The 13644-nt window shown below is 71.6% G+C and carries 17 protein-coding genes; 4 read left to right on the top strand and 13 right to left on the bottom strand.

The window, feature by feature from the left end:
- Positions 1-6 precede the first annotated feature (6 nt).
- Positions 7-777, top strand: coding sequence for a thioesterase family protein (locus tag AB0L53_RS33160; RefSeq protein WP_364002317.1), 771 nt, complete (start codon positions 7-9; stop codon positions 775-777).
- Positions 778-796: 19 nt separating this feature from the next.
- On the opposite strand, the gene gndA is transcribed toward AB0L53_RS33160, so the two are convergent.
- Both gndA and AB0L53_RS33170 read right to left on the bottom strand, forming a co-directional pair.
- On the bottom strand, positions 797-2221 hold the full coding sequence (gene gndA / locus AB0L53_RS33165; RefSeq protein WP_364002320.1) for an NADP-dependent phosphogluconate dehydrogenase: 1425 nt from the start codon (positions 2219-2221) through the stop codon (positions 797-799).
- A gap of 66 nt (positions 2222-2287) precedes the next feature.
- On the bottom strand, positions 2288-2998 hold the full coding sequence (locus tag AB0L53_RS33170) for an HAD family hydrolase (protein WP_364002323.1): 711 nt from the start codon (positions 2996-2998) through the stop codon (positions 2288-2290).
- Positions 2999-3099: 101 nt separating this feature from the next.
- On the opposite strand from AB0L53_RS33170, the gene AB0L53_RS33175 reads away from it, so the two are divergent.
- Positions 3100-4134, top strand: a complete 1035-nt coding sequence (locus AB0L53_RS33175; RefSeq protein ID WP_364002326.1) for an aldo/keto reductase — start codon at positions 3100-3102, stop codon at positions 4132-4134.
- A gap of 3 nt (positions 4135-4137) precedes the next feature.
- Here AB0L53_RS33175 and ptsP read toward each other — a convergent pair whose 3' ends face one another.
- From ptsP to AB0L53_RS33215, 8 genes are all read right to left on the bottom strand, one after another.
- Complete coding sequence (gene ptsP / locus AB0L53_RS33180) at positions 4138-5832, bottom strand: phosphoenolpyruvate--protein phosphotransferase (RefSeq protein ID WP_364002329.1); 1695 nt, start codon at positions 5830-5832, stop codon at positions 4138-4140.
- Complete coding sequence (locus AB0L53_RS33185) at positions 5825-6106, bottom strand: HPr family phosphocarrier protein (protein WP_364002332.1); 282 nt, start codon at positions 6104-6106, stop codon at positions 5825-5827. Before AB0L53_RS33185 ends, ptsP begins: the two co-directional genes overlap by 8 nt.
- A 10-nt stretch (positions 6107-6116) precedes the next feature.
- Positions 6117-7121: a zinc-dependent dehydrogenase gene (locus tag AB0L53_RS33190; RefSeq protein ID WP_364002335.1), complete on the bottom strand. Its 1005-nt coding sequence runs from the start codon at positions 7119-7121 to the stop codon at positions 6117-6119.
- Positions 7118-7546 (bottom strand): PTS sugar transporter subunit IIA, encoded by a 429-nt coding sequence (locus tag AB0L53_RS33195; protein ID WP_358542758.1) that lies wholly within the window; start codon positions 7544-7546, stop codon positions 7118-7120. The genes AB0L53_RS33190 and AB0L53_RS33195 overlap by 4 nt, the downstream gene beginning before the upstream one ends.
- Positions 7539-7847 (bottom strand): PTS lactose transporter subunit IIB, encoded by a 309-nt coding sequence (locus AB0L53_RS33200; RefSeq protein ID WP_364002338.1) that lies wholly within the window; start codon positions 7845-7847, stop codon positions 7539-7541. The genes AB0L53_RS33195 and AB0L53_RS33200 overlap by 8 nt, the downstream gene beginning before the upstream one ends.
- 3 nt (positions 7848-7850) lie before the next feature.
- A complete protein-coding gene (locus tag AB0L53_RS33205) occupies positions 7851-9047 on the bottom strand; it encodes a PTS mannitol transporter subunit IICB (protein ID WP_364002341.1) in 1197 nt (398 codons plus the stop codon).
- A 77-nt stretch (positions 9048-9124) separates the two neighbouring features.
- The gene (gene pfkB, locus AB0L53_RS33210) at positions 9125-10075 is read right to left on the bottom strand and encodes a 1-phosphofructokinase (RefSeq protein ID WP_364002344.1); all 951 of its coding nucleotides are present in this window, start codon (positions 10073-10075) and stop codon (positions 9125-9127) included.
- Positions 10076-10145: 70 nt separating this feature from the next.
- Positions 10146-10907 carry a DeoR/GlpR family DNA-binding transcription regulator gene (locus tag AB0L53_RS33215; RefSeq protein WP_358439762.1) on the bottom strand — a complete coding sequence of 254 codons (762 nt, stop codon included), beginning with the start codon at positions 10905-10907 and terminating at the stop codon, positions 10146-10148.
- A gap of 88 nt (positions 10908-10995) precedes the next feature.
- Here AB0L53_RS33215 and AB0L53_RS33220 point away from each other — a divergent pair, with 88 nt between their 5' ends.
- Positions 10996-11904 (top strand): hypothetical protein, encoded by a 909-nt coding sequence (locus AB0L53_RS33220; RefSeq protein ID WP_364002346.1) that lies wholly within the window; start codon positions 10996-10998, stop codon positions 11902-11904.
- Here AB0L53_RS33220 and AB0L53_RS33225 read toward each other — a convergent pair.
- Complete coding sequence (locus AB0L53_RS33225) at positions 11901-12506, bottom strand: class I SAM-dependent methyltransferase (RefSeq protein WP_364002349.1); 606 nt, start codon at positions 12504-12506, stop codon at positions 11901-11903. The genes AB0L53_RS33220 and AB0L53_RS33225 overlap by 4 nt on opposite strands.
- A 21-nt stretch (positions 12507-12527) precedes the next feature.
- On the opposite strand from AB0L53_RS33225, the gene AB0L53_RS33230 reads away from it, so the two are divergent.
- Entirely contained in the window at positions 12528-12671 is a 144-nt protein-coding gene (locus AB0L53_RS33230) for a hypothetical protein (protein ID WP_364002352.1), read from the top strand.
- On the opposite strand, the gene AB0L53_RS33235 is transcribed toward AB0L53_RS33230, so the two are convergent.
- Together AB0L53_RS33235 and def are read right to left on the bottom strand one after the other, a co-directional pair.
- Complete coding sequence (locus AB0L53_RS33235) at positions 12672-13034, bottom strand: MmcQ/YjbR family DNA-binding protein (RefSeq protein ID WP_357953198.1); 363 nt, start codon at positions 13032-13034, stop codon at positions 12672-12674.
- A 61-nt stretch (positions 13035-13095) separates the two neighbouring features.
- Positions 13096-13635 (bottom strand): peptide deformylase, encoded by a 540-nt coding sequence (def, locus tag AB0L53_RS33240; RefSeq protein WP_358182591.1) that lies wholly within the window; start codon positions 13633-13635, stop codon positions 13096-13098.
- Positions 13636-13644: the final 9 nt, after the last annotated feature.

A 13644-nucleotide genomic window follows, 5' to 3' on the forward strand; every position in this document is an offset into this window, starting at 1 on the left:
CATTCTGTGACGTCAGCGTTCTTCACGCGTAAGACGGGCGAGTTCGTGCCCGCTCCGCACGCCCGCAGCCCTTGGTCGCCCGACATGCTCCACGGCCGCCTGCTCGGGGGCCTGGCCGCCAGGGCCGTCGAGCAGGAGTACGGTGAGGCGGACCTGCGCTTCGCCCGGCTCACCGTCGACCTGTTCCGCAACAGCCCGATGCTCCCGGTCACCGTCGAGACCGAGCTGGTCAGGGACGGGCGCCGGATCCGGGTGGCCGACGTGACGATCCGTACCGACCAGGGCGTGATCGGCCGGGCCAGCGCCGTGCTGCTCAGGCAGAGCGAGCAGCCGGACGGCGAGCGGAGCGACACGCCCGCGTGGGACGAGCCGCCGCCCGCCGGACCGCCTGTGACGGGCGGGGAGTGGGAGCCGCCGTTCGATCTGTGGCGGCTGACCGACTGGAGCGAGCCGGGCCCCAACCGGGTCTGGCTGCGCGAGACCCATCCGCTCGTGGACGACGAGCCGGTCACGCCGTTCACCAGGGTGGCGCTCGCGGCCGACTTCGCCAGCCCGCTCAGCACCGGCGGCACCGGTGGCGTGCACTTCATCAACGCCGACTACACGATCACACTCGGCCGGGTCCCCGAGGGGGAGCTGGTCGGCGTGGAGGCGACCGGGCACCTCAGCGATGGCGGCGTCGCCACAGGGCAGTGCACCCTGCACGACGCCGCTGGGCCGATCGGCTTCTGCCTCGTGACCGCGGTGGCCAACCCGATCCCCTTGCGGACCCGCTGAAGTAGAAAGCTGCGGGAAACTAAGCGGGACGCTCGGTGCGGTCGCCGGACCAGTCGGTGTGGTAGGCGCCCTCACGGTCCACCCGAAGGTAGGTGTGCGCGCCGAAGAAGTCGCGCAGACCCTGGATCAGCGCGGCGGGCAGCCGCTCGCGGCGCAGCCCGTCGTAGTAGGCCAGCGCCGAGGAGAAGCCCGGCGTTGGCACGCCGATCTGCACCGCCGTGGTCACCACCCGGCGCCAGGACTCCTGCGCCAGGTTAAGTGCCGCCGCGAACGTCGGGTCGGCCAGCAGCGTCGGCAGCGCCCGGTCGGTGTCGTAGGCGGCGCGGATCCGGTCGAGGAAGCGGGCTCTGATGATGCAGCCGCCCCGCCAGATGGTGGCCATGGCGCCCAGGTCCAGGTCCCAGCCGTACTCCTTGGAAGCGGCGGCCATCTGGTCGAAGCCCTGCGCATAGGCGACGATCTTGGAGGCGTACAGGGCCTGCCGTACGTCCTCGATCAGCTCCCGCCCGCCGACGCCCGACAGCTTCGGCCCTTCCAGGGACGCGGCGGCGGCGCGCTGCTCCGGGTGGCCCGACAGCGCGCGAGCGAACACCGCCTCGGCGATGCCCGTCACCGGTACGCCCAGGTCGAGCGCCCCCTGCACGGTCCAGCGGCCGGTGCCCTTCTGCTCGGCCTGGTCCACCACGACGTCCACGAACGGCTTGCCGGTGGCCGCGTCGACCTGGTCGAGCACCTCGGCGGTGATCTCGATCAGGTAGGACTCCAGCTCGCCCTGGTTCCACTCGCGGAAGACCCCGGAGAGCTCCGCCGGGGTGGCGCCGAGAGCCTGACGCAGCAGGTCGTAGGACTCGGCGATGAGCTGCATGTCGGAGTATTCGATGCCGTTGTGCACCATCTTGACGAAGTGCCCGGCACCGTCGGGGCCCACGTGGACGGCGCACGGGACGCCGTCGACCTTGGCCGAGATGTCCTGCAGGATCGGGCCGAGCGCCTCCCACGACTCCTTGGAGCCGCCGGGCATGATGCTCGGGCCGTTGAGCGCGCCCTCCTCGCCGCCGGAGATGCCGGTGCCGACGAAGTGGATCCCCTTGTCGCGCAGGGCCGCCTCGCGCCGCCGGGTGTCGGCGAAGTGCGCGTTGCCGCCGTCGACGATCATGTCGCCCGGCTCCATCAGCTCGGCGAGCTGGTCGATCACCGCGTCGGTGCCCGGACCCGCCTTCACCATGATGATCGCCCGTCGCGGCCGCTTGAGCGAGGCCACGAAGGCGGCCAGCTCCTCCGACGGTACGAACGTGCCCTCGCCGCCGAACTCCTTGACCAGCTGCTGCGTCCGGCTGGGCGTGCGGTTGTGCACGGCCACCGCGTAGCCGTGCCTGGCCAGGTTGCGCGCCAGGTTCCTGCCCATGACCGCCAGGCCGGTGACCCCGATATCTGCCAAGTCCATATCAAGCTCCTCTGTGGGGGATACGCATGATCCAGCGGTAGAGGTTCGGCTGGATATTCCAATATTTCAGTCGCTTTGGCGTACGCCCAGCTCGTCGAGCCGATGCAGCATGTCAGCCGGATCGGAGTACACGCGGAAAGCACCCGCGCGCTCCAGTTCGTCCCTGCCGTATCCGCCGGACAGCACCCCGATCCCGAGCGCCCCCGCCCGGCGGGCGGCGAGCAGGTCCCAGACACTGTCTCCTACCACCATCGCATGCCGCACATCCACCTCCAGCAGCGCCGCACCCGCAAGGAACAGGTCGGGGTCCGGCTTGGCCCGGCGCACCATGTCGCGGGTCACCATCGGAGTGTCCTCCGGCAGGCCCAGCATGCCCAGCGCCAGCCGGGCCGTACGCGCGTAACCGCTGGTCGCGATCGCCCACGGCACGCCACGCGAGGTCAGCTCGCTCAGCAACTCGGCGGCGCCCGGCAGCGGGCGGACGGAGTCGATCTGCTCGGTGTAGGCGTCACCGTGGATCGTCTGCAGCTCGTCGATCTGCTCCGCCGACAGTTCCAGCCCCGTCTCCCGCAGCAGCGCGCTCACGAACAGCCCGCCGCTCATCCCGATGCGGCGGTGGATGCGCCACACCGACAGGTCGATGCCTAGTCCGGACAGTGCCTGGCGCCAGGCGATCACATGCTGGTAGACGCTGTCGATCAAGGTGCCGTCGAGGTCGAACAGGAACGCCGGTGTGGGTGCGTGCGGGAACGTAGGTGCGTGGGAGAACTCCGTCATGGTTCCATGACACCACGGCCGCCATGAACGCCCTCATCGCGGGCGGCCACGGGAAGCTCGGGGATGCGTGATCGACGAGGCGGTCATGCCAGAGTGAGGGCATGACGGAATATCGGGTACTCGGACATACCGGTCTCAAGGTCAGCCCTCTTTGCCTCGGCGCGATGATGTTCGGCGGGTTCGGTGAGGAGTCCGCCGAGAAGTCGGCCGACATCATCGACCGCGCCCTCGACTCGGGCATCAACTTCATCGACACCGCCGACGTCTACTCGCGGGGCCAGTCGGAGGAGTTCGTCGGCAAGGCTCTGGCCAGGTCGGGCAAGCGCGACGACATCGTCCTGGCCACCAAGTGCCACGGCGCCATGGGTGACGGCCCCAACGAGGGTGGCAACTCAAGGCGCTGGATCTTCCAGGCCGTCGAGAACAGCCTGCGCCGCCTCGGCACCGACTGGATCGACCTCTACCAGATCCACCGCCCCGACCCCGCCACCGACATAGACGAGACGCTCGGCGCCCTCACCGACCTCGTCCGGCAGGGCAAGGTCCGCTACATCGGCAGCTCCACCTTCCCCGCGCACCAGGTGGTCGAGGCCCAGTGGGCGGCCGAGCGGCGCGGGCTCGAACGCTTCGTCTGCGAGCAACCGCCGTACTCCCTGCTCGCCCGTGGCATCGAGGCCGACGTGCTGCCCACCGTGCAGAAGTACGGCATGGGCGCCATCGTCTGGAGCCCGCTGGCGGGCGGCTGGCTGAGCGGCCGCTACCGCAAGAACCAGGAACTGCCGGAGAGCCGCCGCGCGAGCCGGCTGCCGCACCGCTACGACATGAAGCTGGAGGTCAACCAGCGCAAGCTGGACGCCGTCGAACAGCTCGCCGTCCTGGCCGAGGAGGCCGGGCACACGCTGATCGAGCTGTCCCTGGCGTTCACGCTCAGGCACCCGGCGGTCACCTCGGCCATCATCGGGCCGCGCACGATGGAACACCTGGAGGGCCAGCTCAGCGCCCCCGATGTACGGCTCAGCGACGACGTCCTGGACAGGATCGACGCCATCGTGGCGCCGGGCGTCACCATCAACCCGGGCGACGAGGGCTGGCAGCCCCCGGAGCTGTCCGACGCCAAGCTCCGCCGGCGCCCCTGACCGTCACCGGGCGAGTGCCGCCAGCTCACGGCACTCCTCCAGGGTGTGCTGGGACAGCTCCTCGCGTACGGACGGCACGCACACCGCCGCCATGGACAGGCTCGTCACCCCCAATCCCACCAGCACCGGGGCGAGCCGGGGATCGCCGGCGGCCTCGCCGCAGACGCCGACCGGCTTGCCGGCGGCGCGACCGGCGTCCGCGCAGGCGGCGATGAGCTTCAGGAGCGCGGGCTGCCACGGGTCCAGGAGGTCGGCCAGGCCGGGGTGCTGACGGTCGGCCGCGAAGGTGTACTGGCTGAGGTCGTTGGTGCCGATGCTCAGGAAGTCCACCTCCGCCAGCAGGCGGTCGGCCAGCAGGGCGGCGGCCGGCACCTCGACCATCGCGCCGACCCGGGTCAGGCCCCGGGCGCGGGCGCGGCGGGCGAAGCCGGCCGCCTCCGCCGGGGTGGTGACCATCGGGGCCATCACCCAGGCGTCGGCGCCCGTCGCGCGGGCCGCCTCCGCTATCGCGTCGAGCTGCGTATCCAGTACGGCCGGGAGCACCCGGTCCACCCGCAGGCCGCGGATGCCCAGCGCCGGGTTCGGCTCCGGGAGCAGGCCGAGGAACGGCAGCGGCTTGTCCGTGCCCGCGTCGAGCGTGCGCACCACGACCGTCCCGGCCCGCGCGAACACCTCGGCGTAGGCGGCCACCTGCTCCTCGAACGACGGCTCCCGCTTGCGATCCAGGAACAGGAACTCGGTCCTGAACAGTCCGACCCCCTCCGCGCCCGGCCGGAGGTCGGCGGCCGAGCCGATGTTGAGCAGCAGCTTGACCGGGTGGCCGTCGGCCGTCCTGCCGGGGCCGCTGCTGTTCGCCAGGCGCTCGCGCTCCTCCCGGTCGCTCCTGCGGACCTCCGCCACGGCCTCATCCGTCAGGCCGACGCCGACCTGGCCGGTCTTCCCGTCGACCGAGATGACCGTGCCGTCGGCCAGGGCGGTGATGCCCGCGCAGGCGACCACGGCGGGCAGGCCGCGGCCGCGCGCCAGGATCGCGGTGTGGCTGGTCGGGCCGCCCTTCTCGGTGACCAGCGCCACCACGTCCGTGCCCAGGCCCGCCGTGTCGGCGGGGGAGAGGTCCTCGGCCACCAGGATGTACGGGTGGCCGGGGGCCGGGATGCCGGGCATCGGCAGGCCCAGGCAGGCGGCGATGGCGCGATGCTTGAGATCGTCCAGGTCGGCGGCCCGCTCGGCGAGGTAGCCGCCCAGGGCGGCCAGGGTCTCGCGGTGGTGGGTGAAGGCGGCGTCCAGGGCGTGGGGCGCGTCCAGGCCGTCACGGACGGCGGCCTCGGCGTCCTCGCGCAGCATCGGGTCGTCGGCGATCATGGCGAGCGCGTCGAGAATCTCCGCCGCGTCGTCCGCGCCCGCCGAGGCCGTGCCGTCACCGCCGCCCGTGTCCCGCGCGGCGTTGGCCGCGCGTTGCCGCAGGTCGGCGGTGACCGACTCCAGGGCCTTCACTACTGCGGCGGCCTCCGCGGCAGGGTCGGCGACCTGCCGGGGACTGGGAAGTACGGGCGGCGGCGCCATGCGTATCACCGGCCCCGCGGCCCGCCCCTGACTGACCCCCAGCCCCGCCAGCTCCGCACCCGCGAGCCCTGCCCTCGGCGAGCCCTCGTCCGGTGGGCCCTCGCCCGGCACGACTGGTCGGCCGGGGTCAGCCATCGAGGGCCCCTTCCGCGTCCAGGTCCTGGGCGAGCAGTGCCACCAGCGTGTCCAGCGCGGCGTCCGCGCCCGGCGCGTCCGACTCCAGCGTCACCTCGGTGCCCTGGGTGGCGCCGAGCGACAGCACGCCCAGCATGCTGTTCGCGGGCACCGACCTCTCGCCCACCCGGATCCGCACCGGAACCCCCAGCCGCACCGCCTCCTGGACGAACAGCTTCGCGGGCCGCGCGTGCAGGCCGCTCGCCGATGCCACCGTCACCGTACGTTGTGCCATCACAACCCCCTCAGGGCTCGATCGTGACCTTGATGGCCGCGCCCCGGCTGACGAGGTCGATCCCGTCGAGCACCTGGGACAGCGGCAGCCGGTGGGTGATCAGGTCCGCCACCGGCACCAGACCTTCGGCGATCAGCCCGAGGGCCTCGGCGTTGTGCGCCGGGCTGGAGCCGTTCGCGCCGACGATGGTCAGCTCGCGGTAGTGCACCAGGTTGGAGTCCAGGGCGATGATCGGGGCGTCCTTGGGCAGGCCGCCGAAGAAGCTGATCCTGGCCTGCCTGGCCGCCATGCGCAGCGCCTGCTCCTGGGCCGCGCCGGAGGCCGCCGCCGTGATCACCACGTCGGCGCCGCGGCCACCGGTCAGCTTGAGCACCTGGTCCACCGCGTCGGTGTCGACGACCGCGTCGGGGCGTACCAGCTCGGCCGCCATAGCCAGCCGGTCGGCGTTCACGTCGACCAGGAACACCCGCGCGGCGCCGCGCGCGCGGGCCAGCCGCACGTGCAGGCAGCCGATCGGGCCCGCGCCCATGACGACCACGTCGTCGCCCGGGCCGACCCGCGCCAGCGACTGGCCGTTCAGCACGCAGGCCAGCGGCTCGGCCACCGACGCCTCGGCGAAACCGACGCCGGACGGGATGACGTTGACGCCGTCCACGGCCCGCACCTTCGCCGGAATCACCATGTACTCGGCGAAACCGCCGTCGTAGTGGTACCCCATCGACTCCTGGTTCGGGCAGACGGTGAGGCGGCCGCGCCGGCACTCCTCGCAGGTCCCGCACGGGATGGCCGCGATCACCTGCACGCGTTCGCCCGTGCCGACCACCTCGCCGGCGATCTCGTGGCCCATCACCCGGGGCGGGCGGATGTGGTGGTGGCCGTGCTTGAAGATCTTGGCGTCGGTGCCGCAGGTCGAGCAGTTGCGTACCCGGATCTTCAGCTCGCCGGGACCGGCGACCGGCTCCGGCGCGTCCTCCACGCGGATGTCCCCCGGGGCGTGGAAACGGGCCACCTTCACGATCTGAGCTCCTTCATGACTTGGCCGACCTCCGTCGCCTCACGGAGTGCCCGGGCGCGTTCGGGGTCGAGCAGGATGTCGGCGAGTGCCGCCAGCAGTTGTACGTGCCCGTCGTTCTTCGCGGCGATGCCGACGCAGAGGGTGACGGGCTCGCCGCCCCAGTCGACGCCGTCCGGGAAGCGTACGACGCAGATCGCGTCGTGCCGGACGACCTCCTTGGCGGCCGCGGTGCCGTGCGGGATGGCCACGCCCTCGCCGACGTAGGTGGAGATCGTCTGTTCGCGTTCGAGCATGGCGTCGATGTACGGCTCGGCGACCGCGCCCACCTCCACCAGGGCGCGCCCGCACCGCCTGATCGCCTCGTCCCGATCGGCCGCGCTCTCGTGCAGGAGTACGGCGCGCGGATCGAGCAGGTCGTCACGCATCGACCGTGCCGCCGTTCTTGATGGTGGCGACCAGCCTGGTCACGGCCGGGTCGCCGAGGAAGATCTGGAAGGACACCAGCACCTTGCCCGGCGCCGAGACCCTGGCCCGGGCGGCGAGCCCGGAGTGGCAGACCACCACGTCGGCGTCGGCCGGGATCTCGTTGACCGGCGTGTGCTCCACGGTGACGCCGGTGTCCTTGAGCTGCTTGCGCAGCTGGCTGGCGAGCATGACGCTGCTGCCCATGCCCGCGTCGCAGGCCACGATGATCTTGTGAACGTCCTTGCTGTCGATGCTGGCCATGGTTCACGCCTCCTTGGCGACGGGCTGGGCCTGGGTCTCGCGGTCGTTCTGGCCGCTCTCCTCGACGCGGTCGGCCGGGGGTTCGGGGGCCTCGACGGCCGGCTCGGGAACGTCGGCGGCGGTCTGCGGGGTGTCCTCCGGCGGCTCCTCCTTCTCGCCGCGGCCGAAGCCGAGCAGGAGCGAGGAGACCGCGAACGATACGGCGGTGGCCACGAGGATGCCGGCGATCACGCCCAGCCAGCCGCCCTTCGGCGTCACCGCCAGGTAGGCGAAGATGCTGCCCGGCGAAGGAGTGGCCACCAGCCCGGCGCCGGTGATCATGAAGGTGAACACGCCGGCCGCGCCGCCCGCGATGACCCCGAGGATGAGGCGGGGCTTCATCAGGACGTACGGGAAGTAGATCTCGTGGATCCCGCCGAAGAAGTGGATGATCATCGCGGCGGGCGTGCTCGGGCGCAGCGGGCGCGGGCCGAACAGCAGGAACGCGATGAGCAGGCCGAGCCCGGGGCCCGGGTTCGACTCCAGCATGAACAGGATCGACTTGCCGTGCTTGACTGACTCGGCGACGCCGAGCGGCCCGAGGACGCCGTGGTTGACGGCGTTGTTGAGGAACAGCACCTTGGCGGGCTCGATGAGGACCGAGGCGAGGGGCAGCAGGTTGTTGACGATGAGCCACTCGACCGCGTTGCCGGCGGCCGTGGTCACGACGCGGACGACCGGCCCGATGGCCAACATCCCCACGATGGCCATGGCGGCGCCGACGATGCCCGCGGTGAAGTTGTCGACGAGCATCTCGAAGCCGGACTTGGTCCGGTCCTCTGTGAACTTGTCCACATATTTCAGGATCAGGGCGGTGAGGGGGCCGATGATCATGGCGCCCAGGAACATCGGGATGTCCGACCCCACGATGACGCCCATCACCGCGACCGCGCCCACCACCGCGCCGCGTTGCCCGTGGACCATCCGGCCGCCGGTGTAGGCGATGAGGATGGGCAGCAGCGTCTTGATGATCGGGTCGACCATCGCGCCCAGCGCCGCGTTCGGCAGCCAGCCGGTGGGGATGAACAGCGCGGTGATCAACCCCCAGGCGATGAACGCGCCGATGTTCGGCATGATCATGCCGGCCAGGTGGCCGCCGATGCGCTGGATGGTGGCCTTGGCTCCGGTCCCATAGACCGCGGGTGTGTAGGTTTCGGCCATTGGACGTGCTCCTTCGGGGGGATGAGCAGGTGCCTGGTATGTCGAAGTCGGGTCGGCGAGGGCTTCCAGGAGGCGGGTCAGGTGGGGTCGGCGGGGGATTCCAGCGGGCGGGTCAGGAGGGGCGGGCCGGTGCGGACGCCGTCGCTGCGGATGTCGGCCGGTGCGGGCATTCGGCTGCCCGGCAGGCACACCGCCGCCGCGCCCCAGGCCAGCGCCTCGACCAGCGCCCGCTCGCCGTGCCCGCCGCCGGCGAGGAAGCCCGCCAGCATGGCGTCCCCGGCTCCGACCGAGCTGCGCGGCTCGGTCACCGTGGCGTGGCCGTACCAGATGCCGCTGTCCTCGACGAGAACCGCGCCGTCGGCGCCGAGGCTGGCCAGGACGGTACGCGCGCCCGCCGCCCGCAGCTTGCCCGCGGCCTCCACCACGTCGCCGAGGCAGCGGATCGGCATGCCGGTGGCGGCGGCGAGCTCCTCCAGGTTCGGCTTGACCAGGGCGGGGCCGGCGGCCAGCGCGTTGGCCAGCGCCGGGCCGCTGGTGTCGACGGCGACGTGGATGCCCGCGCCGGCGAAGCGGCGGCAGAGCCTGGCGTAGACGTCGGCGGGCACCTCCGGCGGCAGGCTGCCCGAGGCCACCACCCAGTCGGCCTCGTGCGCGGCGGCCAGTACGGTGTCGGCGATCGTGTCCAGCTCGCCGGGGGACAGGGCGGTGCCGGGCTCGTTGATCTTGGTGATGGTGCCGTCGGGCTCGGCCAGGGTGACGTTCGACCGGGTCGTGCCGGTCACCGGGACCGTCACCATGTCGAGCCCTTCGAGGGTGAGCAGGCGGACGAGCTGCCTGCCCTCGTCGCCGCCGAACGGGACCACCGCGCGCGAGGCGACCGCGTTGGCGAGCAGCGCGCGCGAGACGTTCACGCCCTTGCCGCCGGGGTCCAGGCGGGCGGCGGCGGCCCGGATGACGGCGCCCCGGTCGAGCGAGCCGATCTCGATCGTGCGGTCCAGGCTGGGGTTGAGCGTCAGCGTGAGGATCATGGCCGCCACCCTCCGCCGAGGTCTCCGTAGGAGGTCACGCCCGAACCGCCGCCGAGGTCTCCGTAACGGGTCATGCCCGGACCACCTCCGGGCCCGCGGCGGACAGGTCGGCGGCCAGCGCCAGGTCGAGACCCGCGTCGGTGATCACCACGTCGATCTCGCTCAGCTCGGCGAAGCTCGCGAGGTAGGTGTTGGTGAACTTGGTGTGATCGGCCAGCAGCACGCTGCGCTCCGCGGCCGACACCATCGCCCGTTTGATCGCCGCCTCCGCCGGATCGGGCGTGGTCAGGCCCTTGGCGACCGAGCAGCCGTTCGTCGCCATGAACGCCACGTCCACGTGCAGCTGGGACAGCGGCCGCAGCGCCCAGTCGTCCACGGTGGCCAGCGTCCGGCCGCGCAGCCGGCCGCCGAGCACGATGACGCTGATGTTGGCGCGGGCGGCCAGCGCGGTGGCCAGCGGCGGTGAGTTGACCACGACCGTGAGCTCCCGGTCGGCGGGCAGGATCTGCACCAGGCGGCCGGTGGTGCTGCCGGCGTCGATGATGACCGAGCCGTCCTCCGGCAGCTCGGCCAGGGCGGCCTTGGCGATGCGCTCCTTCTCCGCGGTCATCACCTCGTCGCGGGTGGCGAGGGCGGGCTCGAACCCCATCCGCTCCACGGGAATCGCGCCGCCGTGCACCCTGCGCAGCACGCCCGCCCGCTCCAGCGCGGTCAGGTCGCGGCGGATCGTCTCGGTGGTCACGTCGAGCTCGCCGGCCAGCGACACCACGTCGACACGGCCCGCGGCGCGGGCCCTGCGAAGGATCTCCTGCTGCCGCTCCTCGGCGTACATGATGTTGATTCACCGCCGTTTCAGTGTGGTTTCATCTGTGTTTATACCCGATTCTGTTGGTGGGTCAAGACTCTGGTAGGTATGTCGGATGCGAACCAAGCCCTGGGCCGCCGTCGCGGCAGCCTTACCTCTCGCCGTGGCATGCGTCGCCGGGCCGCCGGCGGCCGCGTCCACCGATGGCGTCAAGCCTCCGACGGTGCCGGCCGGTACGACGGCGTCGTGGCTGGTGTTCGACAGGAAGGCGGGCAAGTTCGTCGCCACCCGCAACGCGCACCGCAAGTTCCGCTCGGCCTCGGTCGTCAAGATCCTGATCGCGCTCGACTACCTGGACAAGCGCAAGACCGTCCCCGCCGCCGACGCCCGGCTGCTCAAGATCATGCTGCGCTCCAGCGACGACGGCGCGGCCACCACGTTCTGGAACCGCGGCGGCAAGGGCGCGATCATCCAGCGGATGGCACGCAAACTCGGGCTGTCCGACACCACGCCGCCGCCCGCGTCCAAGCCCGGGTTCTGGGGTTACACGTCGCTGAGCGCGTACGACATCGTGCGGACGTACCGCTACCTGCTCGACACGGCGGCGCCCGGGGTGCGGGAGACGATCCTGGGGCACCTGCGCAACTCCACGCCGTGCGGCACCGACGGCTTCGACCAGTACTTCGGCATCCCGCGCGCGGTGCCCAAGCCGTGGGCGGTCAAGCAGGGCTGGTCGGGGTTCGGCGACGTCGCGCCCACCAAGTGCGGCACCGGCGCCTCGGTGAGCCCGGTCCCGCTGCGGGCGCCGGGGGCCGACCTGTCGATCAGCGGGGTCGCGTCACGGGCCACCGGGTCCGGCGTGCCCGACTACGGCCGTCCGGTGCTGCACACCACCGGCCTGCTGGGCAAGGACGACCGGTTCATCATGGCGCTGCTAACGGCGCACCCCGTGGGCGGCACCTGGAGCTCCTCGGTCAAGCGCATCACCGGGCTGACCCAGGGCCTCTACCGGAGCGTGTCCTAAAGAAAGGTGAACATCCGGACACCCGGCTCCAGCTGTCTGGGCGGGCCGGTGTAGCGGTGCACGCCGACGCCGTAGCGGCCGTCGCTGTCCAGGTGGATCCGCTCGAACTCATCCTGCTCGAACCAGCCGCAGATCGTCGTCAGCAGGTCGGGTTCGTGGCGGCCTCTGGTCCAGATCACGGTCGCGCCGGGCGCGCAGAGGCGGGGGAGTGTGGCGACCGTGCGCCGGATGTCGGCGTCACTGATGTTGCCGAAGATCCCGCAGGCGAGGACCAGGTCGGCGGGCACAGCGCCCGCGTAGGCGTCGGTCAGCGCGGCGTCGCCGCACACCACCTCGACGCCGTCCGGCGCGTCACGCTCGGCGATCCGGGCGTTGTGCTCGTCGAGCTCCACCAGCCTGGCGCGTACGCGGTCCCGGCGGGGGTGGGCGGCGAGTATGGGCAGCAGGTCGCGGCCCTGTCCGGCGCACAGGCTCACCACCCGTTCGGCGCCGGCGTCAAGGGCGAGCCGGACGCGTTCGCGTACCACGGCCAGCCGCCGGCTCAGGGAGGAGCCGGGCGTGTCGTAGTGGTCGTGCCAGGTAATCCAGTCGCGCTCACTCATGATCACGATCATGCTTGGGTGATGGGTGATGAATCAACGGCTTTGCGGGCGCTCAGGAAAGCGGGCGGTCCCGAGATCCTCGACGTGCTGGCCGAGCGGCTTTCCGGCGCCGACCTCTGGCGCCGGTCGTGCCGCTCGCGGCGCACCGCAAGGAGCGCCTGCTGATCAGCGCGTTGGGTGTTGACCGGCTGAGCTGATGTAGGCGGCGTAGACCTTCTTCGGGACCGCCAGCCGCCACGCCTCGACGACCAGCTCCCGCATCTCGTCGGCGTCGATGGCGGCCAGCCGCGCGACGACCCAGTTGAACCGCATGTCGGACTCGCCGGGCAGCAGGAACTTGTCCGGCTCGGCCGCCACCAGGGCGGCCCGCTCCTCCTTGGGGAAGCCGAAGCCCATGAGGGTCTCGTCGCGGGAGAAGGCGACATAGACGATCGAGCCGACGCGGAACTTGATCCGGTCTCTGATGAGATGCTCCGACGAGCGTGGGAGCGTGATCGCCAGCCGCCGCACGTCCTCCACCGTGATCACATCGCCACCGTAGTCCATTACGGCTTCAGCCCACTTTCCGTGGACAGTCCACTTTCCGCGGTTACCTCACGGCGCGGGACTCCTCGTACGCCGCCAGCACCTGCTTGCGGCGCTTGGCCGGGAGGCGGTCGATGTAGAGGTAGCCGTCGAGGTGGTCCGTCTCGTGCTGCAGGCAGCGCGACAGCATGCCGGTGCCCTCGACGGTGACCGGCGCGCCCTCGGCGTCGAAGCCGTGCACGGTGGCGTGGTCGGGGCGGGGGAGCGGGGCGTACTGGCCCAGGACCGACAGGCAGCCCTCCTCGCCCGCGTCGAGGTGCCGCTCGCCGAGTCCGGGCAGCTCGAGCGACGGGTTGACCACGACGCCCTTGTGCCGGTCGCCGTTCTCATCGGGGCAGTCGTAGACGAACACCCGCAACGCCACGCCGATCTGGTTGGCGGCCAGGCCCACGCCCTCCGCCGCGTACATGCTCGCGAACATGTCCTCCACCAGCGCCGCCAGCGCTCCGTCGAACCGGGTGACCGGTTCGCAGGGCGTATGCAGCACCGGGTCTCCCACCTGAACGATCGGCCGGACCTCTCCCACGACCAGTGCCCTTTCCACATGCGGATG

The sequence above is a fragment of the Nonomuraea sp. NPDC052129 genome (assembly GCF_040680095.1).
GTDB lineage: Bacteria > Actinomycetota > Actinomycetes > Streptosporangiales > Streptosporangiaceae > Nonomuraea.